The 21511-nt window shown below is 72.6% G+C and carries 12 protein-coding genes; 2 read left to right on the forward strand and 10 right to left on the reverse strand.

The window, feature by feature from the left end:
- The 4 genes from AC507J_RS31165 to AC507J_RS31180 all read right to left on the reverse strand — a co-directional run.
- A partial coding sequence (locus tag AC507J_RS31165) for a condensation domain-containing protein (RefSeq protein ID WP_496293955.1) occupies positions 1-497 on the reverse strand: 497 nt, incomplete at its 3' end.
- A 28-nt stretch (positions 498-525) separates the two neighbouring features.
- Positions 526-1329: an alpha/beta fold hydrolase gene (locus tag AC507J_RS31170; protein ID WP_496293957.1), complete on the reverse strand. Its 804-nt coding sequence runs from the start codon at positions 1327-1329 to the stop codon at positions 526-528.
- Positions 1330-1341: 12 nt separating this feature from the next.
- Positions 1342-1563: an MbtH family protein gene (locus AC507J_RS31175; protein WP_496293959.1), complete on the reverse strand. Its 222-nt coding sequence runs from the start codon at positions 1561-1563 to the stop codon at positions 1342-1344.
- Between the two features lie 70 nt (positions 1564-1633).
- A complete protein-coding gene (locus AC507J_RS31180) occupies positions 1634-2584 on the reverse strand; it encodes a phytanoyl-CoA dioxygenase family protein (protein WP_496293961.1) in 951 nt (316 codons plus the stop codon).
- A 171-nt stretch (positions 2585-2755) separates the two neighbouring features.
- On the opposite strand from AC507J_RS31180, the gene AC507J_RS31185 reads away from it, so the two are divergent.
- Positions 2756-4690, forward strand: coding sequence for an ABC transporter ATP-binding protein (locus AC507J_RS31185; RefSeq protein WP_496293963.1), 1935 nt, complete (start codon positions 2756-2758; stop codon positions 4688-4690).
- A 202-nt stretch (positions 4691-4892) separates the two neighbouring features.
- Here AC507J_RS31185 and AC507J_RS31190 read toward each other — a convergent pair whose 3' ends face one another.
- The 5 genes from AC507J_RS31190 to AC507J_RS31210 all read right to left on the reverse strand — a co-directional run bounded on the left by AC507J_RS31190 (position 4893) and on the right by AC507J_RS31210 (position 8935).
- Positions 4893-5231 (reverse strand): hypothetical protein, encoded by a 339-nt coding sequence (locus AC507J_RS31190; RefSeq protein ID WP_496293965.1) that lies wholly within the window; start codon positions 5229-5231, stop codon positions 4893-4895.
- Positions 5232-5234: 3 nt separating this feature from the next.
- Entirely contained in the window at positions 5235-5456 is a 222-nt protein-coding gene (locus tag AC507J_RS31195; protein WP_496293967.1) for a hypothetical protein, read from the reverse strand.
- 223 nt (positions 5457-5679) lie between these two features.
- Positions 5680-6456, reverse strand: a complete 777-nt coding sequence (locus tag AC507J_RS31200) for an ABC transporter permease (protein WP_496293969.1) — start codon at positions 6454-6456, stop codon at positions 5680-5682.
- The gene (locus AC507J_RS31205) at positions 6453-8006 is read right to left on the reverse strand and encodes an ABC transporter permease (RefSeq protein ID WP_496293971.1); all 1554 of its coding nucleotides are present in this window, start codon (positions 8004-8006) and stop codon (positions 6453-6455) included. Before AC507J_RS31205 ends, AC507J_RS31200 begins: the two co-directional genes overlap by 4 nt.
- Positions 8003-8935, reverse strand: coding sequence for an ABC transporter ATP-binding protein (locus AC507J_RS31210; protein WP_496293973.1), 933 nt, complete (start codon positions 8933-8935; stop codon positions 8003-8005). The genes AC507J_RS31205 and AC507J_RS31210 overlap by 4 nt, the downstream gene beginning before the upstream one ends.
- Positions 8936-9107: 172 nt before the next feature.
- Here AC507J_RS31210 and AC507J_RS31215 point away from each other — a divergent pair, with 172 nt between their 5' ends.
- Positions 9108-10271, forward strand: coding sequence for a glycosyltransferase (locus tag AC507J_RS31215; RefSeq protein ID WP_496293975.1), 1164 nt, complete (start codon positions 9108-9110; stop codon positions 10269-10271).
- Between the two features lie 54 nt (positions 10272-10325).
- On the opposite strand, the gene AC507J_RS31220 is transcribed toward AC507J_RS31215, so the two are convergent.
- Positions 10326-21500 (reverse strand): amino acid adenylation domain-containing protein, encoded by an 11175-nt coding sequence (locus tag AC507J_RS31220; RefSeq protein WP_496293977.1) that lies wholly within the window; start codon positions 21498-21500, stop codon positions 10326-10328.
- Positions 21501-21511: the final 11 nt, after the last annotated feature.

The raw sequence follows: 21511 nt of genomic DNA on the forward strand, positions 1-21511 counted from the left end.
TCGGCCCAGTCGAAGAGCGCCTCGGCCCCGCCCCGGTATGCGTTGTAGAGGGCGTCGAGCTCGTGGCGCAGCGTCTGCGTCGAGCGCTCGTCGAAGACGGCCCCGTGCCCGGCCAGCGTCAGCACGTGGGCGTCGGCGGCCAGCCGGATCAGCAGCCCGCGGACCAGTGGCCCGGTCGCCGGGTCGGTCACCGCCCCCTCGGCCGCGACCAGGGCCCGCATCCGCGCGCCCGGGTCGCCGTCGCCCGAGACGTCGACCACCGGCAGCGGGAACGGCCCGGGCGGGTCGATGACCTGCAGCGCCACCCCGTCGGAGCCGGCGACCAGCCGTGTACGCAGCGTCTCGTGCCGGGCCACCAGCGTGGTGAGGGCCGCGCCGAGCGCCTCGACGTCGACCGGCCCGCCGAGGCGCACGCTCACCGGCTGCGGCGTCTCGGCGGATGTGCGCTGGCGGGGCAGGCGGGGGAAGCCCCCGGTCGGCGATTGATTGGACACCACGGTGGCTACCTCCACCCCGGACCAGCGCTCAGTGCTTGTCCAGGAACTCGATGATCGCTGCGTTGACCTCGTCCGGGCGTTCCAGATAGCCGTAGTGGCCGCCGTCCGCTATCTCCACGTAGTCGCAATCTGGTATGGCGTCGGCCACCTCGGCCGCGAGGTGCGGCGGGGTGACGGTGTCGTGGCTGAAGGCAATGACCCGGCACGGCGTGTTGACCCCGCGCAGCGCCGCCCGGCGGTCCCGGCCCGTCTCTATCCACGCCTGGCCGTAGCTGGTCTCGTTGCCGCCGCCGGAGCGCCGGAACGTCTCAAGCCACATCGACACGGTGGCGTCGTCGTTGACGGTCGCCGGCGAGAGCATCTGTAGCGCGGTGGTGACGGCGTCGTACTCTGCCGGGATTCGCACCCCGCTCTCGACCAGCGCCTGCTCGGCCTCGGCCTGGGCCCGCCGGATGGCGTCGGAGCGGGCCTTGGTCGCCATGAGCACCGCGCACTTGACCAGCTGCGGCGAGCCGATCACGAGCTCCTGCGCGATCAGCGCGCCCAGCGAAGTGCCGACGATCTTGCAGGGCGCCATGTTCAGGGCCTCGATGAGGCCCCTGGTGTCGGCGACGAGGTCCTCGAGCGCGTACTTGCCCGGCGGGACGTCCGACGGCGCGATGCCCCGGTTGTTGAAGGTGATGGCCTGGTAGCCGTGCTCGGCCAGGGCAGGCGTCTGATGCAGGGTCCAGACCCGGCCGGCGGCGGACGACCCCATGATCATGAGTACCCGTTCGCCGCGGCCCGAGCGCTCGAACGACAGCCGAATGCCGTTGGTGAAGACGTGGGGCATCGGGCCGGCCGGCTATCTGGCGTCGAGCTTGTCGCGGAGGCTCTTGGGCCGCATGTCGGTCCAGTTCTCCTCGATGTACCGGTCACACTCCTCCTTCGAGGCGCACACCCCGGTCTCGTTCCAGCCGCCGGGCACGTCGAGGTCGGCTGGCCAGAGGGAGTACTGCTCCTCGTGGTTGATCAGCACCTTGAACCGAGCCTCGGGCGACTCGAAGTCGAAGCTCACTGTCCGCATTGCATGCTCCTGTCAGTCGCAGTTGTCCGGCCCGATCCGGCCGGATCATGGTTCATCCGCGCCGCCGCGTTCAACCGCCGCGGGCACGCACTTGAACGGCTGGCTCCCACCCGCCGGTGCCGCCCCAGATGACCGGGCAGAACTCGGGATCGGTGTAGTCCGGCTCGCCGCGGGCGTTGCGTCGCACGAGATCGTCGTGGTTGTAAACGTGCAGCGAGCCGTCCTGCAGCCGGTACGGCCGCCAGCGGTTGTCGCCGTCCTGGAGGTGGACCGAGACCGCGCGGCGCGGGCGGTCCGACCGGTTGGAGCCGCTGCCGTGGTACGTCAGGCAGTGGTGGAAGCTGACGTGCCCCTTCGGGATACGCATCGGCACGAACCGCACCTCGCTGCCGTTCTGCTCGGCGTTGCGCCGCAGCAGGTCTTCGAGCTGTTCGGGGTCGCGCGCGTTGAAATGCAGCGTGCGGGTGTCGTCGGCGCCGAACTCGTCCCACCGGTGGCTGCCGTCGACCATGGTGATCGTCCCCATGGACTCGTCGCAGTCGTGCATCGGCACAAAGGCGGTGAGCATCCGCTCTGACGTGCTGGACGCCCAGTAGCTGCGGTCGAAGTGCCACGGCACGATGTTCGTCCGCTCGGTCGGCGACGCCGGCTTGTAGATCAGCGTGGTCTGGAAGACGCGGATGATCTCGGCGCCCGACAGCAGCGCGGCGACCGCGCCGAGCAACGGCTTGGTCACGATGGCCGCGATCGCGGCGACCTCGTAGTGCACGTAGTCGTTGTGCCGCTGGACGTCGCCCTTCTCCGGCGTCCAGTAGGCGATCCGCCGCGGATGGTGCGGCAGGTTGCGGTCGCGGTATCCGAGATAGAACTTGTCGCTCTCCTCGGTCAACGTGTCGATCTCGTCATCGGTGAACAGCCGCTTGGACAGATACCACCCGTGTTCGCGATAGAACTCGATTTCCTCTGCCGAAGGCAGCAATTCCGCCTCGGCGGCGGTCAAAGTGACTTGCCGAGCGTTCACAACGCGCCCTCCCCGTCGAGACCGACACCGCGCAACGGTAGGCGACACATCGCGTGGTGTCAGCGCGGCGAGTAATTCGACCGATCGCTGTTGTCACCGCGATAACCCGTGGGAATAATCCGTGCGACGACCGCGCCGTGGACCCAACTCCCACGAGAGGAGGGCATCACGATGCCCGTCCAGAAGGCACCGGTGCAATTCCCGGAAGGCGGCGGCGGTGGCGAGCAGGACGCGCCGATCACCGCACAGCGGATCACACCCGGAACATTCCGGCGGATCCTGCCCTACATCCGGCGGTACCGCTGGCTGCTCGTCCTGCTTCTGAGCGTGACGGCCGTGGACGCCCTGATCACCGCGGTGACCCCGCTGCTGTTCGGTTACATCGTCGACCGGGGCATCATGCCGCGTGAGAGCGGTGTCGTCCTCTCGCTGGTGGCGGTCATCGCCGCGCTCGCCCTGGTCGACACCGTCGCGAAATTGCTGCAGGCCCGGGCCTCGACCAAGATCGGCGAGGGCCTCGTCTACGATCTGCGCACCGCGGTCTACGAGCACGTGCAGCGCCAGCCCCTGGCGTTCTTCACCCGCTCGCAGACCGGCTCGCTGGTCAGCCGGCTCAACACGGACGTGATCGGGGCTCAGCAGGCGGTCACGACGTTGCTCTCGCGCAGCGTCGACACGGTGCTGACGCTGATCCTCGTGGTCGCCGCCATGTTCTATCTGTCCTGGCAGCTCGCCGTCGTGGCGCTGATCATGGTGCCGCTGTTCATCATCCCAGGGAAGCTGGTCGGCAACCGGCTGCAGCGGCTCACCCGCGAGACGATGCAGCTCAACGCCGAGATGGGCTCGCTGATGAACGAGCGCTTCAACGTGGCCGGGGCACTGCTCACCAAGCTCTACGGCCGACCGAAGGAGGAGACCGCGCTGTTCTCGCGCCGGGCCGGGCGGGTGCGCAACATCGGCGTGCGCTCCGGGGTGACCATGCAGGCGCTCGGCATCGTGCTCGGCCTCACCGGCACGCTGACCCTCGCCCTGATGTTCGGCCTCGGCGGCCTGCTCGTCGTCAACGGCCACATCGAGCTCGGCGCCCTGGTCGCGATGGTCACGCTCATCGGCCGGCTGTACGAGCCGATCGACCAGCTGACCAACATGCAGGTAAACATCCTGATGGCGCTGGTGAGCTTCGACCGCATCTTCGAGGTGCTCGATCTCGAGCCGCTGGTGCAGGACCGCCCCGGCGCGACCGCGCTCCCGTCCCGCGGGGAGGGAGCGGCGGCGCCCGAGATCGAGTTCGAGCAGGTGTCGTTCCGCTACCCCAGCGCCCGCGAGGTCTCGCTGCCGTCGCTGGAGTCGATCGCCATACCCGCGCCGGAGACCGCGGGCGACGCGATGGTCCTCACCGGCGTCACCTTCCGCGCCCCCGCCGGCAAGCTGACGGCGCTGGTCGGCCCGTCGGGCGCGGGCAAGACCACGATCACCCACCTCATACCGCGCTTCTACGACGCGGTCTCCGGCACGGTGCGCATCGCTGGCCACGACGTGCGCGACCTGACCCAGGAGTCGCTGCACGACACGATCGGCGTGGTCACGCAGGAGGCCCACATGTTCCACGACACGATCCGGGCCAACCTGCTCTACGCCCGGCCCGGCGCCACCGAGCCTGAGCTGGTCGAAGCCTGCCGGGCCGCCCGCATCTGGGAACTCGTCGCGGCGCTGCCCGACGGCCTGGACACGGTCGTCGGTGACCGCGGCTACCGGCTGTCCGGCGGCGAGAAGCAGCGGATCGCGTTGGCCCGGCTGCTGCTCAAGGCCCCGCCGGTGGTGGTGCTCGACGAGGCGACGGCGCACCTGGACTCCGGGTCAGAGAGCGCCATCCAGCAGGCGCTGCAGACGGCGCTTAGCGGCCGCACGTCGGTGGTCATCGCGCACCGGCTCTCCACGATCCGCCACGCCGACCAGATCCTGGTCATCGACGCGGGGCAGATCCGCGAGCGCGGAACCCACGAGGAGTTGCTCGCCCAGGAGGGTCTTTACGCCGAGTTGTACCGCACCCAGTTCTCGACCGCGCAGCCCGCTCCGGCCCCGGCCCTCGTGCAGGCCGCCGACTGAGTCCGGCGCACGGCACAGGGCCCGCCACCTCCTGGGGTGGCGGGCCGTTTCACGCGCACCTTCACCGCGGGCCGTTTCACGCGCACCTTCACCGGGGGCCTTTCACCATTCGTCCCATCACCGCCGGCCGGTTGACCAGAGCACGGCAAAGGGTCCGCCCCCTTCCGGTTGGCGGACCCTTTCGCGCGGAGCGGTTCGGGGGTCAGGCCGCGACCTCGGCCTCCTCGACCAAGACCAGGCGGCCGGTGCCGGCGAGCGTCGCCAGGTCGATGTCGGCGATGCAGCGCACCGGGTCGTCGTTGAGGAACAGCGTGCCCTCGACGTGGACGGTGCCGGTCGCGTTGTCGAAGTCGGCGGCACTGTAGTCGGTGGCGGCGCGGTCCAGCGGCACGCCGAGGTCCGTGCCGCCCTTCGTCTCGGTGAACTTCACGAAGACCGTGCCGATGTCCTCGAGCCGCACCCGCAGCTCGTCCAGCGTTGGGCGGGGCCCGCCCACGACTACCGGCTGCTCGGTCGACAGCCGTTGGGTCAAGTCATCCATGGATCACCTCTCGACGTCGACGACCTCGCCTGCGACGCCGACCGGCTCGGGCTCGGCGTACGCGAATGCGAGGTCGTCCGGAATCTGGAACTTCAGCACCGTCGTACAGAATGTTTGCCATTCCGCGGTCACGTCGGTAAAGAGCCGCTCGTCCTTGTCGACACCCACCGGACTGATCAGCACGGTGAATTCGTCGCACAGGAAAACGGGGTCCTCGTCCGCCATCTCACGCTCCCGCGGAAGCGCGCTGGCGGCCCATCCGGGGAACTGGCGAAGCTCACCCAGAGTGTAATACTTGCAGTACTTTTTCACCGGGCCTCCGAATCTCGCCGAACGAACTGGCAAGCGCAGTGCGACAGTACGTCACGGCGAGATTCGGAGGGAGGGTGTGCAACTGCCGGGGGAACGCGGTTGCACACCCTCCCTCTCCGGCGTCCCGCGAAATGCCTCAGGCGTCGCGCAGAACGAGCGAGAGACCACCGAGCAGCAGCGCGCCAGCGGTCCAGATCCCGAGCACGCCGAGCCCGGCCCACGGGCCGATCGGCAGGCCCTCGGTGTCACCGGCCTGGACGGCGAGCCCGGCGGACATCGGCGCGATCCGCTCCAGCCACTCCCGCCAATGCGGGTCCCGCAGCAGCGGGCCGATGAGCGTCGGCAGGTACAGCAGCCCGAGCACCACGCCCATCGCCGTGGCGGAGTTGCGCACGGTGGCGGCGATACCGAGGCTGAGCAGGCCGATCAGCACCATGTACAGGATCGTGCCGATGACCGCCCGGGGCGTCGCGCCCTCACTGAGCGAGAACAGGTGCGGGTAGTTGGCCGCGGAAGTGAACCCGTTGCCCGGCATCACCAGCCGGGCGACCAGCAACGACAGGCCCACCGCGGCCGTCGCGGCCAGGAACACCGCCGCGGTCACGGTGACCACCTTGGCGATCAGCAGGACCGGCCGGCGCGGCATGGCGGCCAGGCTCAGCCCGATCATCCCGGTGCCGTACTCGTTGCCGATCGCGATCACGCCGAGCACGGCGACGAGCGCCTGCCCGAGGTACACCCCGGTGAGCATGAGCCGGGTCGGCTCGCCGAAGCAGTCCCCCGGCGTGCAGGAGACGGCGGCGATGACCACGGAGCTCACGGCCACGGTCGAGACGACGGCACCGAGCAGCAGCCAGATCGTCGAGGCGACGGTACGCAGCTTGGTCCACTCCGCGTTGACGGCCGCGATCACGCGTCCCTCCGGCGCAGCAGGACCACGGCGACGACGAACGCGACGAGCGTGTAGCCGCACAGGACCCCGAAGCCGCCCCACGGTGGCAGCGGGAAGTACCCGGCCGACGGCGTGTAGGTGCTGGAGACCTGGTCGTACACGGGAAGGCTCTGCCGGACCGAGAACCCGGCGGCCGGGGTGACCCGCAGCAGCCACTGCGCGACGCTGACCGGCAGCCCCGGCACCACCGACAGGATGTACGGCAGCACGATCGAGACGATCCCGACGGTCACGGCGCCGGCGTTGCTGCGCATGATGGTGCCGATCGCGAGCGCCAGCACGGCGGAGACGGCCAGCAGCGCGGCGGTGCCGACGAGCACCCGCACCTCGGTCGCGGTCGACGTCGGGAGGTAGTACAGCCCGTTGGCCTTGTCGAGCTGCCGGCCGAGCACGAAGCACACCACCGTGGCGACGAGGCTGACGGTGAACGTGACGCCGCCGATCACCAGGGCCTTGGCGACGAGGACCCGGCCGCGACGCGGGCTGGCCGAGAAGGTCAGCCGGATCAGGCCGCGCCGGTACTCGCTTGTGATGAACATGGTCGCGATCACCACGACGACGATGAGTCCGGCGAACGCGCCGATGACCAGGCCCTCGACGGAGTGCCCGTTACCCAGCGCGCCGCCGCCGACGATGGGGGCGATGTCGCCGGCGCCGGTGATGACGAAGCCGTCGCCGTCGGGCTCATGGCCGCCCTTGGTACGCGGCGGGTACTGCCCGGAGGTGCCCGGACCGTCGTGCTGCTCGCCCTGCCACGAGCCGCTCCACTGGCCCTGCAGGTCGGCCTGGCCGAACCGGGCGGTGGCGACGGCGGGGTTGTACGTGCCGATGCCGATGCTGGTGACCCGCATGGCGGCCGGGCTCGTGACGAACATCCCGGCCTCGACCGTCGTGCCGAGCCCGGACAGCGTCGTCGACCCGACCTCGGTCCACGCGCGGCCGTCGGCCGACTCGTAGCCGGTGATGGTGGTGCCCGCCCGCACCAGGCGCAGCCACCGCGCATCCGTCGGCGCGGCGGACGAGCCGGCCCTGTCCTCGGTGTAGTTGTACTGCCAGCGCACCCCGTGCCCGCCGGTCATCATGATCGCCGCGTAGGGCGAGCCGGGCGTGAGGCTCTCCTTCACGAGGATGCCGGCCTTGGCCCAGGGCTGTAGCTCCGCGCGCTGCTCGGTGGGGCCCATGTCGGCCAGGCCCATCATGCCGTTCACCGGCACGGTGATACTGCCGTCACCCTGCAGCTGCTGGCGCACGAAGTAGAAGCTGTCGTTGACGCCCTCGCCACCCGGCCCGATCGCGACCTTCGAGTCGGGGACGTCGGGCAGGTGGTCCGACATCGTGCTGAACAGGCTGACCACGATGATGGCGAGCCCGGCCGCGACCATGCCGATGACCCAGCCGCGCACCGAGCAGAACTTGGACCATTCACCACGCAGCAGTTGCAGGAAGCCGTCCCGGCCGGGCGGAACCTCCGAGCGGTACTGCGTGGGAGCGATGCTGGTGTGCGTACTCACTTGACCCCCCGGCCATCCACCGGCGAGCGGTACTCCGCCGATTCCTTGGTCAGCTCCATGTACGCCTGTTCCAGGCTCGCCCGGTGCGCGGAGACCTCGGAGAACGGCAGCTGGCGCTCGGCCAGGATCGCCACGATGTTCTCCGGCCGCAGGCCGGTCACGGTCAGCGCGTCGCGGCCGTTGGCGTCGACGGTCGCACCGGCCTCGGCCAGCGCCTGCATGACCGGCGCGACCTCCGGCGTACGCAGCGTGACCCGGCCGTCGGAGGCGGACGAGAGCAGGTCGCTGACGCTGGTGTCGGCGACGACCTTGCCCCGCCCGACGATGACTACGTGGTCGGCAATGTCCTGCAGCTCGCCCATGAGGTGGCTGGACACCAGCACGGCCCGGCCCTGCTCGGCCAGCGAGCGGAGCACGGCGCGGATCCACACGAAGCCCTCCGGGTCGAGGCCGTTGAACGGCTCGTCCAGGATCAGGATCGGCGGGTCGCCGATCAGCGCGGCCGCGATGCCGAGCCGCTGGCGCATGCCGAGGGAGTAGCCGCCGGCCGCGCGGCGGGCCGCAGGGGTCAGGCCGACCTGCTCGAGCACCTGGTCGGCCCGGCGGGCGCCGAGGCCCTGCGAGCGGGCCAGCCAGATCAGGTGGTTGCGCGCGGTCCGGCTCGGCTGCAGCGCGGAGGCGTCCAGCAGCGCCCCGACGTGGTGCATCGGGTTGCGCCAGGCCCGGTACGGCCGGCCGCCGACGAGCGCCTCGCCCTCGTCGGCCGAATCCAGGCTCATGATCACACGCATGGTGGTCGACTTGCCGGCCCCGTTCGGGCCGACGAGCCCGGTCACCTGTCCGGGCTGGACGGTGAAGGTCATCCCGTCGAGCGCGAGGGTCGACCCGTACCGCTTCCGGAGGCCGGCAACCTCGATGATTGCTTCCATAGTGGCAGCGTAGGAAGAACCGCCGCGGCCGTCGTCACGGTCGGGAGCGATTCCGGAATCCCTCTTGCGGGGGACCCGTGGCCGCGAGCACCCACCTTGACCTTGCACGGCCGACTGCCATCATGGACGACAGCAACGCCTTGCCGCGACGCGATCTCCGAGGAGCCGGTCAATGCGCATGCTGTTCACCAGCACCAACGGGCTGGGGCACCTGATCCCGCTCTTCCCGGTCGCCCGGGCGGCCGCCGCCGCCGGGCACGAGGTCAGCTTCGCCTCGCCCCGGCCGGACCCGCCCCAGGTCGCCGCCCTCGGGCTGCCGCACGACACGTTCGACCTGCCCTCCAACGCCGACCGCGACGCGGCGATCCGCGAGCACTCCGGGCCGGGCGACCCGGCCGGCGAGCCGCCGCCGTCGGTGATGCAGAAGGTGGCCTCCGAGATGTTCGGGCGGCTGCTGCCGCTGCGCGCCCTGCCGCGCCTGCGGTCGGTCATGGTGACCCGCCGGCCCGACGTCGTGATCAGCGAGAGCGCCGAGTTCGCCGGCAGCCTGCTCGCGGAGGCGTTCGGCGTGCCGTTCGTGCGCGTGCACTACGGCCTCACCATGCGCGGGATCTTTGAGCGGCACGTCGCCCCGCAGCTGTCGCGGCTGCGTGAGGAGCTCGGCCTGCCCGCCGACCCACAGGCGAAGCGGCTGCTGGACGCGCCACAGATCTGCTACTTCCCGTCGGCGTTCGAGGGCACCGGTACCGATGCGGCGCACATCCACCGCGTCCGGCAGGGCACCGCCGCGGCCGCCGACCGGGCCGAACGCCCGGCGCGGGCGGATCTGGTGCACGTCTCCTTCGGCACGGAGGTGGTCACCATGCCGTTCTTCCCGCAGCTCGTACGGGACGGTGCCCAGGCCGTCGCCGCGACCGGCCGGCGGGCCCACGTCAGCGTCGGGCTGGCCGATCCGGATCAGTTCGGTGACCTGACCGACGCCGGCGCGCAGATCGAGCGCTGGGTGAACCACGACGAACTTATCCCGACGCTCCGCGCGATCGTCTGTCACGCCGGCGCCGGCACCACGCTGCGCGCGCTGACCGCCGGCACGCCGATCATCGTGGTGCCGCAGTTCTCCGACCAGCCGATGATCGCCGGACGCATCGTCGCCACCCGCGTCGGGGCGTCGGTGCCGCACGGCCCGGGCTTCGTGCCCCGCCTGACCGCCGCCCTGGAGCAGATCCTCGCGTCCGAGCCGCCCGGCTGCGAGCCGATGGTCCAGGCCATGCGCGATCTGCCAAACGTGTACCACGCGGTGGACGTGATCACCGCGGCGCACGCCGGTGCCGTCTGAGCGCCCGCATCCCCGTCCACGTCAGGCCCGCGCCCCGCGCGGGCCTGACGTCGTTCAGAGTTCAAACTCCTCGTAGTCGCCCTCGATGCCGAACTTGGCCCGGTTCACGGCCACGGCGGTCTCGGCGACCGTCGGGTGGTCGAAAAAGCCGGTCAGGGGAATCTCGACGCCGAAGCGCTCCCGGATCCTCGACATCAGCCGCGTGGCCAGCAGCGAGTGGCCGCCGAGTTCAAAGAAGTCGTCACGGGTGCCGACCGGCCCGCGGCCGAGGATCTCGGCCCAGATGTCGGAAAGGGTCCGCTCGGTCGGCGTCGACGGCGCGACGAACGTGGCCGGGTCGGCCGGTGCGTCGCCCGGTGCGGGCAGCGCCGCCCGGTCGATCTTGCCGTTGCGGGTGCGCGGCAGCTCGGCCACCTCGACGTAGGCGGCGGGGAGCATGAACTCGGGCAGCTGGCGGCTCAGGTGCGCGCGGAGCACGGTCGCGTCGGGCGTGCCGTCGGCCGGGTCGGCCGGCACGAGGTAGGCCACGAGCCGACGTTCGGCACCCTCGCCCCAGGCCGTCACCACTGCGGCGCGCACGCCCGGGTGAACGGTCAGCGCCGCCTCGATCTCGCCGGCCTCGATCCGGATGCCACGGACCTTGAGCTGGTCGTCGGCGCGGCCGAGGAACTCGACCTGGCCGTCGGGCCGCCACCGGGCTCGGTCGCCGGTGCAGTACATGCGGGTGCCGTCCCCAGCGAACGGGTCGGCAACGAACCGCTGCGCCGTCAGCGCCGCACGGCCGCCGTAACCGCGGGCGAGCTGCGCCCCGGCGGCGTACAGGTCGCCGGGCAGCCCGGGCGGCACCGGGTTGAGGTGCTCGTCGAGCACGTAGACGCGCATGTTGCGCAGCGGCGCACCGATCGGCGGGGCGTCGTCGGCGTCGGGCGCCACGGTCGCGGCCGTCGCGCAGACGGTGGTCTCGGTCGGGCCGTAGGCGTTCACCAGCCGGTACCGTCCGGCCCACCGGCCGGCCAGGCGTGTCTCGAGGCGCTCGCCGGCGGCGACGAGCGTGCCCAGCCCGGCGAGGTCGGCGGGGTCGAGGACGTCGAGCAGCGACGGGGGCAGGGTCGCGAGCCCGACGCCGTACGCGCGCACCGCGCGGGCCAGCGCCGCCGGCTCGGCCCGCTCGGCCGTCGTGGCGACGACGAGCGGGCCGCCGTTGGCCAGCGCCAGCACCAGCTCCCAGACCGAGGCGTCGAAGCCGTGCGGTGCGAACTGCAGGACCGCCGCGCGGGCCGCCGTCTCGGCGGCGAACACGCGCCGCTGGGCGGCGATGAGGTTGGCCAGGCCGCCGTGCGTGACGTGGACGCCCTTCGGCGTGCCCGTGGATCCGGACGTGTAGATGACGTAGGCGCGCTGCCCCGGCAGGGTGGCGGGGACGGTCACCGGCGCGGGCGCCGCGACGTCCTCGATCACGACCACCGGCAGCCGGCCGGCGGGCAGGTCGTCAGCGGCGTCACGGGAGGCGACCACGACGGAGGCGCCGCTGTCGGCAAGCATCATCGCGAGCCGTTCGGCCGGGTGAGCGGGGTCGAGGGGCAGGTAGGCGCCGCCGGCCAGCCACACCGCGAGCACGGCGACCGGCAGGTCGGCGCCGCGTCCCACGCACAGCCCGACGACCGTCTCCGAGCCGGTGCCGAGGCCGCGCAGGTGCCGGGCCAGGCCCGCAGCCCGGGCCATCAGGGCGGCGTAGGTGAGCACCTGGCCACCCCCGGACACGGCGACGGCGTCGGGATGCCGCGCCGCCACGGCGGCCACTAGGTCGGGGGCCGCCGGGTCCGCAGCGGTGGCGGCGGTGTCGTTCCACTCGCGTACGACCCGGTCGCGGTCCGCGGGGGCCAGCAGCGGCACCCGGGACACGGGCAGTGCCGCATCGGCGGCGACGGCGCCGAGGACGGTGACGAGGTGTCCGGCCATGCGCCGCACCGTGGCCGTGTCGAACAGCGCCGTACTGAACTCGATGCCGCCGGTGAGCCGTGCGCCGTCGTCGACCAGTACCATCCGCAGGTCGAACTGGGTGACCACGCTGTCGCCGTCGAACGGTCCGTCGGCGCCTGGTGTCCCGGGGTCGTCCTCGTCGACGAAGTAGTTGAACAGCACCTGGAACAGCGGGCTGCGGGACCGGTCGCGCCGGCTGACGAGCGTGTCGACGAGCTGCTCGAACGGCAGGTCCTGGTTGGCGTAGGCGGCCAGGGCACCACGCCGGACGCGGCCGAGCAGCTCGCCGAAGGTCGGGTCGCCGGACAGGTCGGTGCGCATGACGAGCGTGTTGACGAAGAAGCCGATGAGGCCCTCGATCTCGGCGCGGTTGCGGCCCGCGACCGGGGTCCCGACGACGACATCGTCGGTGCCGCAGTAGCGCGCCAGTAGCAGCGACCACGCCGAGAGCAGGGTCATGAACATCGTCGCGCCGGCATCGCGCGACAGCGACCGCAGGCCGTCCACGATGGACGGTGGCACCTCGAAGCCGACGACCGCACCGGCGCTGGACCGCACCGCCGGCCGCGGCCGGTCGGTTGGCAGCTCCAGGACGGGCAGGTCGGCGAGGCGCTCCCGCCAGTACGCCAGCTGCCCTTCCAGGACCTCCCCGGCGAGCCGCTCGCGCTGCCAGATGGCGAAGTCGGCGTACTGCACCGGCAGTTCCGGCAGCGCAGCGCCGCGGTACAGCGCCGCCAGTTCCCGCCGCAGAATCCCGGCCGACCACTCGTCGCAGACGACGTGGTGCAGGGTCAGGGCGAGCACGTGCTCGTCGGCGGCCTGCCGAATCAGCAGCGCCCGCATCAGCGGGCCGGCGGCGAGGTCGAACGGGGCTGCGGCGTCCAGGGCGGTCAGCCGCCGACCGGCGGCCTCCGGGTCGGCCGCGCCAGCCACGTCGGCCATCGCGAGGATCGCCCCGCCGGCCGGATCGACGACCTGGACGGCGGAGCCGTCCGCACCCGGCACGAGCCGGGTCCGCAGCACCTCGTGCCGCAGCAGGAGCGCGTCCAGTGCCCGCTCCAGCGCGCCGCGGTCGAGCGGTCCGCGCCAGCGCAGCTGCATCGGCACGTTGTAGTCGGTGGAGCCGGGCTCGAGCCGGTCGAGGAACCACAGCCGCTGCTGGCCAAACGACAAGGGCAGCGGCCGGTCCCGCCCGCTCGGCGTCACCAGCGGCAGCGCGGCCCGCCCGCCGCCGTCGAGCACGTCGGCGAGGCCGCGCACGGTCGGGTGATCGAAGAGCACGGCGAGCGGCAGGACGACGCCGAGCGCCTCGGCGACCCGGGAGGCCACCTGGGTGGCCAGCAGCGAGTGGCCGCCGAGCTCGAAGAAGTCGTCGGTGGCACCGACCCGGTCGCGGCCCAGCACCTGGGCCCAGATGCCGGTCAGGACCTCCTCGGTGGGCGTGATCGGCGCGGCGTGGGCGTCGGCTGGGCCGGCATCGACGCTGTCGGGAGCCGGCAGCGCGCGCCGGTCGATCTTGCGGTTCACGGTCAGCGGCAGTGTGGACAACTCCACGAAGACGGCGGGGAGCATGACGTCGGGAAGGCGGCGCGACAGCGTGGCCCGCAGCTGCCCGGACGGCGGGAGCCCCTCGGCCGGGTCGTCGGGGACGAGGTAGGCCACGAGCCGGCGGTCGGCGCCCTCGCCCCAGGCGGTCACGACCGCGGCCCGCACGGCGGGGTGGGCGGTCAGCGCGGTCTCGATCTCGCCAGGCTCGATGCGGACCCCGCGGACCTTGAGCTGTTCGTCGGCCCGGCCGAGGAACTCGACCTGGCCGTCGGCGCGTCGGCGGACGCGGTCGCCGGTGCGGTACATCCGGCCGCCGTCCCCGGCGAACGGGTCGGCGACGAACCGCTCCGCGGTCAGGGCCGGGCGGCCGCCGTAACCGCGGACCACCTGGTCCCCGGCGACGTACAGCTCACCGGCGACGCCGGGCGGCACCAGGCGCAGCGCGGCGTCGAGAATGTGCAGGCGGGTGTTGAGCAGCGGCCCACCGATCGGCGGCGGGTCGGCTGCGGCGACCGCGGCCACGCTGGCGCACACGGTCGTCTCGGTCGGGCCGTAGGCGTTGAACAGCCGCCGCCCGGTCCCCCAGGTGCGGGCGAGCCGGGCATCGAGCCGCTCGCCCGCGGTGATCAGGGTGCCGACGCCGGAAACGTCCTGCGGGCGCATGACCTCCAGCAGCGACGGCGGCAGAGTGGCGACACCGACGCCGGCCCGGGTCAACAGCGCGGCGAGACGGCCGGGCTCGGCCCGGTCGGCGCCAGCCGGCCGCAGGACGGCGCCAGCGGCCAGCGCCATGACGAGCTCCCAGACCGAGGCGTCGAAGCCGAACGAGGCGAACTGCAGCACGACGTCGCCGGGGCCGACACCGAAGAGGCTGCGCTGGGCGGCGGCGAGGTTGGCCAGGCCGCCGTGCGTGACGTGGACACCCTTCGGGGTGCCGGTCGAGCCGGAGGTGTAGATGACGTAGGCGAGCCGACCGGGCTCGTCCAGATCCGGCGGGGGCGGGCCCGGCGGCAGGGCGGCCAGGCCGGCCGCGGTGAGCGGGTCGTCGAGCAGGACGGTGCGGATCCGGCCGAGCGGGAGATCGTCGACGGTCGCGCCGAGGCCGACGAGCACGGCGGCCCGGCTGTCGGTGAGCACGGCGGCGAGCCGGTCGGGCGGGTACGCCGGGTCGAGGGGCAGGTAGGCGCCGCCAGACTGCCAGACGGCGAGCACGGCGGCGACCATGTCGAGGGGCTCGTCGAGGCAGAGCCCGACGATGGTCTCGGGGCCGACGCCCGCGCCCCGCAGCACCTGGGCCAGGCGGCCGGCCCGGTCCAGCAGCGCGCCGTAGGTCAGGGTGCGGTTGCCGTGGGCCACGGCGGGCACGTCCGGTGCGGCGGCGGCCCGGGCGGCGATGAGTGCCGGCACGCCGCCGTCGAAGCCGACCTCGGCCACGCTGTCGTTCCACTCCCCCAGCAGGCGGGCCCGTTCGGGGCCGGCCAACGGGGACAACTCGCCGACCGGCCGGTCCGGGTCCTCGACGATGGCGGTGAGGAGCGTCGCGAGGTGGGCCGCGATCCGTTCGGCGGCCGCCGGGTCGAGGCGGCCTCGGTCGTACGACAGCATGACGTCGAGGTCGGGGTTCGCGCCGACGATGACGCTGAGCGGCACGTTCGTGGCCTGTTCGCGGCCATCGTCGGCGTGGTTGACGATCATGCGCAGGGCGCCGGGGCCGGCGTCGTCACGCGGCAGGTCCCGGGTGGGGTAGTTCTCGAAGACGAACAGGCTGCCGAACAGCGGCCGCCCGGCCGGTACCTCGGTGCACGCCTGGATGACCGGCAGCGGGGTGTGCTCGAACCGGCGGGCCGCGACCTGCTCCTCCTGCAGCCGCCGCAGCCACTGCGCGACCGGGGCGCCCGGATCGATCACCGCCCGCACCGGCGTGGTGTTCATGAGCAGACCGACCATCGCCTCCATGCCCGCGATCTGCCCGCCGCGGCCGGAGGACGTCGCACCGAACACCACGTCGGTCTCGCCGCTATACACGGAGAGCAGCACCGCCCAGGCACCCTGCACGACGGTGTTGACGGTCAGCCGGTGCCGCCGCGCGAACTCCGTCAGGTCCGGCACGTCTGTCGCGTGCGCGGCGCCCTGACCGGTCTCGCCGGTGTCGCGCTCGACCCCGAGGCTGGTGGGCCCGGCGATCCCGGCCAGGCGCTCCCGCCAGTACGCCCGCGCCTCGGTGAGGTCCTGGCTGGCCGACCAGGCCACAAAGTCGCGGTAGGGCCGGCGGGTCACGAACTGCGGCCGCTCGCCGGTGCTGAGCGCGCGATATGCATCGAGGAACTCTCCGATGACGATGGGCAGGCTCCACCCGTCGAGCTGCAGGTGGTGGTAGCTCAGCAGAACCTGGTGCCGGTCGGGGGCGAGACGCAGCACGGCGAGGCGGACGAGGACGGGAGCCGTGAAGTCGGCGCCACGGGCCCGGTCGGCGGCGATCCACTCGTCGACGGCACCCCGCTGAGCGTCCGGGTCGTGGCCGGTGAGGTCGAACTCCTGCCACGGCGGCGTCGCCGCCCGGCCGACGACGGCGAGGGGCGCGGGCACGCCGTCCCAGACGACGCTGGTGCGCAGCACCTCGTGGCGGGCGAAGACCAACTCCCAGGCCCGCCGCAGGACGGCGAGGTCGAGTCGGCCGCCGAGCAACACGCCGCTCTGGACCCAGTTGGTGCCCCGTTCGGTGGCGATGCGGGTGTGGAAGAGCATGCCGGCCTGCAGTGGCGTGAGCGGGTAGACGTCCTCGACGGGGCCGCCGGCGCGGGCGGTGACGGCGTCGACGCCGGCCTGGTCGAGGTCGGCGAGGGGGAAGTCCGACGGGGTGTTGCCGCCGGCACCGGGGAGCAGGCAGTGCTCGATCAGGTCGCGCAGCACCGCCAGGTACCGGTTCGCCAGGCGCTCGACGGTGGACCGTTCGTGCACGCCCTCGGCGTAGGTCCACACCATTTCGAGGCGGTCGGCGACGACACGGCTGTTGATGTCGATGGCGTGGGCGCGGACGGTCCGCTCGGACTCGGTGCGTCCCATGGAGCGCACCGTGTGGCGGAACCGTTCGGCGGCCGGGTCGGGTGACGCCTCGAACAGGTGCCCGAAGTGGTTGAAGGTGACATCGGCGACGGCCGTCGGCTCCCAATCGGTCAGATACCGCAGCAACCCGTACCCCAGCCCACGCCGAGGCACCCCCCGCAACCGCTCCTTCATCCCCCGCAACACCACACCAAGATCCGAGCCACTGACCAACGCCACCGGATACAAACTCGTAAACCACCCCACCGTCCGCGACACATCCACACCCGCGCCAACATCCTCACGACCATGACCCTCCACATCCACCAGAACCGGACCCAACACCACCCCCAAAACCGCAAGCAGCGCATCATTCACCTGCGTCCGATACACCCCAGGCACATCCCGCAGCAACCGCGTCGTCCACTCCTCACCCAACACCACCCGCACCTCACGCGCGTCGGCGACCATGTTCGGGCCGGCACCGTCGCGGGGCAGGGAAACGCGGGCGCGGGTGACGTCATCCCAGTACGCGGCCTCGGCCGCGAGGTCGTCGGACGCGGCAAGCTCCGTGAGGCGGCGCGCGAAGGCGGCGAACGACGTCGTCTTCGCCGGCAGCCGGGCGGGAACGCCGGCCTCGGCCTGCTCGTAGGCGGAGGTCAGGTCGGTGACCAGGATCGGCCAGGAGATGGCGTCGACGACCATGTGGTGGGCGACGAGCAGCAGCAGATGGCCGCCACCGGGCCGGTCGAACAGCACGACGCGGAACACCGGGCCCGCGGTGAGGTTCAGCGAGCGGTTCGCCTCGGCCGCGACGAGTTCGGGGTTCGGGGCCGCGCCGGCCAGCCAGACGACCTCGCTGGAGCCGACCTGGCCGGTGCGCAGCAGCGCGGGCACGTCGAGCACGCCGGTGCCGTCGGCCAGGAACTGCGAACGCAGGGCGTCGTGGTGCTCCAGCAGCGCCGTGACTGCCCGGGCCAGCACCGCCGGGTCGACCGGCCCGTCGGTCTCCAGCAGGGCCGACTGGTTGAAGTGGCCCGGCTCGGGCAGTCTCCGGCCGAGGAACCAGCGCTGGATGGGTGTCAGCGGGAACGGGCCGGTCACCGCGCCGTAGTCGGCCGCCGCGGCACCCCGCCATTCGGCCATCGAGGCCAGCGCGGCCACGGTCTGGTGGTCGAACAGTTGGGCGACGGTCACCTGCAGGCCCTGCTCGCCGGCCAGGGCGACGACCTGGATGCCGATGATCGAGTCACCGCCGAGGTCGAAGAAGTTGTCCTCGACGCCGACCTGGTCCAGGCCGAGGCAGCGGGCCCAGACCTCGGCCAGGATGCGCTCGGCCTCGGTGCGGGGCGCCTCGTAGGCGACCGCGGGCTCGGCGGCCGGCTCGGGCAGCGCGGCCTTGTCGGTCTTGCCGTTGGCGGTAACCGGGATCGCCGACAGCTCGACGAAGGCCGACGGGACCATGTACTCAGGCAGCCGGGCCCGCAGCAGCTCGCGCAGCTCGGCCACGGGTGGTATGCCGTCGGTCGCGGCGGCCGGGACGAGGTGGGCGACGAGCCGCTCGCGGGACACCGTCACGACGGCGGCGGCGACCGCCGGGTGCCCGGTCAGCACCGCCTCGATCTCACCCGGCTCGATCCGGAACCCACGCACCTTCAACTGATCATCCACACGACCCAGAAACTCCAGAACTCCATCGCCACGCCACCGCGCCCGATCACCGCTCCGGTACATCCGCGAACCATCAGCAGCAAACGGATCCGCCACGAAACGCTCCGCCGTCAACGCCGCCCGACCCCCGTACCCACGAGCGACGCCAGCCCCACCCACGTACAACTCGCCGGGAGCCCCGACCGGCACGGGACGCAAACCGGCATCCAGCACGAACACGGTGGTGTTGGCGATGGGCGTGCCGATCGGTGGCGAGCCCGCCGTGGCGCCGCTGTCGATCTCGGCGATGGTGGCGCAAACCGTCGCCTCGGTCGGCCCGTAGGCGTTGAGCAGCCGGTGGCCGGTCGACCAGATCGCCGCCTGTGCCGGTTCGAGCCGTTCGGCGCCGGTCAGCAGGGTGTCGAGGCCGCCGACGGTGGCCGGGTCGAGAACGCGCAGCAGCGACGGGGGCAGGAAAGCGAGGCTGGTGCCGTGCGTGGCCAGCAGCCGGGGCAGCGCCTCCGGCCGGGCCCGGTCGGAGACGCTCGCCACGGCGAGGGTGCCGCCGACGGTCAGGGTCATCACCAGCTCCCACACCGAGGCGTCGAAGCTGAGCGAGGCGAACAGCAGGCCGCGGGTGGCAGGGCCGCTGCCGAGCACGGTCCGCATGGCGGCGGCGAGGTTGGCCAGGCCGTCGTGGGTGACGTGCACCCCCTTGGGCCGTCCGGTCGTGCCTGAGGTGTAGATGACGTACGCGAGGCCACCGGCGGGCCCGGCGGGCGGGTCGTCGCGCGGTGGGACGCCGGCCACGGGCAGCGCGGTGGCCTGCTCGAGCGGCAGGCTGGCCGGGGCGGACGGGCCGGTGAGCACAATCCGCGCGCCGCTGTCGGCGAGCATGAACCGGAGCCGGTCCGCCGGGTAGTCCGGGTCGAGGGGCAGGTAGGCGGCACCGCTGAGCCAGACGGCGAGGATGGCCACGACCAGGTCGGCGTCGCGGTCGAGGTGCAGGGCGACGATGTCGCCGGGGCCGGCGCCGGCGGCGTGGAGCCGGTGGGCGAGCCCGTTCGCCCGTCGGATCAGCCCGCCGTAGGGCAACGACCGCACGCCGGCGACCACCGCGACGGTGTCGGGCCTGGCGGCGGCGTGTCCGAGCACCAGTTCATGCGCGCCGGCAACAGCGGGCACCGCCGCACCGGTCGCGTTCCAGGCGTGCACGACCCGGTCCCGCTCGGCCGCACCGAGCACGGGTAGCTGGGACAGCGGGCGTGACGCGTCCTCGGCGACCGCGCGGAGGGTCACGACGAGGTTGTCGGCGAGCCGCTCGATCGTTGCGGCGTCGAACAGCGCCGTGCTGTAGTGCAGCTCGCCGGCGAGCGCGCCGCCGGCCGCGCCGAAGGTCACGGTCAGATCGAACTTGACGTCGCCGGCCGGGCCGTCGACGGGGCCTTCGACGGGGCCGTCCGGCCGGTCGGGTTCGCCGGTCACGTAGTCGAAGGAGACCTGGAACAGCGGGGTACGGGCGCGGTTCCGCTCGGTCACCAGGGCGTCGACGAGCTGCTCGAACGGGATGTCCTGGTGGGCGTAGGCGTCCAGGGCTGTGCGCCGGACCCGGTCGAGGACCTCGTCGAACGCCGGGTCGCCGGAGAGGTCGATCCGCAGGACGAGGGTGTTGACGAAGAACCCGATGATGCCTTCGAGCTCGGCCCGGTTTCGGTTGGCGACGGGGCTGCCGACGACCACGTCGTCGGCGCCGCAGTACCGGCCGAGCAGCACCGAGAACGCGGACAGCAGGGTCATGAACATCGTGGCGCCGCGGTCGCGGGCGAGCGCGCGCAGCCCGTCGGCGACGTCCTCGGGGATGGTCAGCCGGACGACGCCGCCGGCGCTGGAGCGCAGACCGGGCCGGGGCCGGTCGGTCGGCAGGTCGAGGGTGGGCAGCGCAGCGAGGCGGTGGCGCCAGTACGCGAGCTGGCCTTCGAGCGCGCTGGCGTCCAGGTGCCGACGCTGCCATTGCGCGTAGTCGGCGTACTGCACTGGCAGCGGCGGCAGGGTCCGCCCGGCGTAGAGCGCGTCGAGTTCGCGGCGGAAGATGCGGTCGGACCAGCCGTCGAAGGCGACGTGGTGCACGGTGACGCCGAGGATGTGCTCGTCGTCGGCGGTGCGGATCAGCAGCGCCCGCAGCACCGGCCCGGCGGCCAGGTCGAACCCGGCGCGGGCCTCCGAAGCGAGCAGGTCGCGCACGGCACCGGTCGGGTCGGCGACGCCGCGCACGTCGACGACGGGCAGCGGCAGCGGCCGGGGCGGCTCGACGATCTGGTGGGCGGTGCCGTCCGCCCCGGTGACGAGCCGGGTGCGCAGCACCTCGTGGCGGGCGACGATGCCGCTCAGGGCGGCACCGAGCGCGGCGACGTCGAGGGGTCCGCGCAGCCGGCGAGGCGGCAGCGGCAGGTTGTACTCGGTCGACTCCGGCTCGAGCTGGGCGAGGAACCACAGCCGGCGCTGGGCGAACGACAGCGGCAGGTCCCCGTCGCGGCCGACGGGCGTGACGGGTGGAAGCGCCACGCCCGTCACGGCGGCCTCGACGACGGCGGCCAGGCCCCGCACGGTGGGGTGGTCGAAGACCTCGGCGAGCGAGATCTCGACGGCGAACGTCCGGCGTACGCGGGACACGAGCTGGGTGGCGAGCAGCGAGTGCCCGCCAAGCTCGAAGAAGTTGTCGGCGGCCCCGACCGCTCCGGTGCCGAGCAGCTCGGCCCAGATGCCCGCGAGGAGATCCTCGGTGGCGGTCACGGGTGCCGACCAGGCGGTGGCCGGCGCGGGTGCGGGCAGGGCGGCCCGGTCGAGCTTGCCGTTGGCCGTCGTCGGCAGTGCGGGCAGCGACACGAACACGGACGGCACCATGAACGTCGGCAGCCGCCCGGCCGCGTGCTCGCGCAGCGCGGCGCTGCCGGCGTCGCCGACGACATAGGCGACGAGGCGCCGCTGGGCGCCGTCGCCGTATGTGGTCACCGCGACAGCCA

The organism is Micromonospora sp. PRAS1 (genome assembly GCF_059553435.1).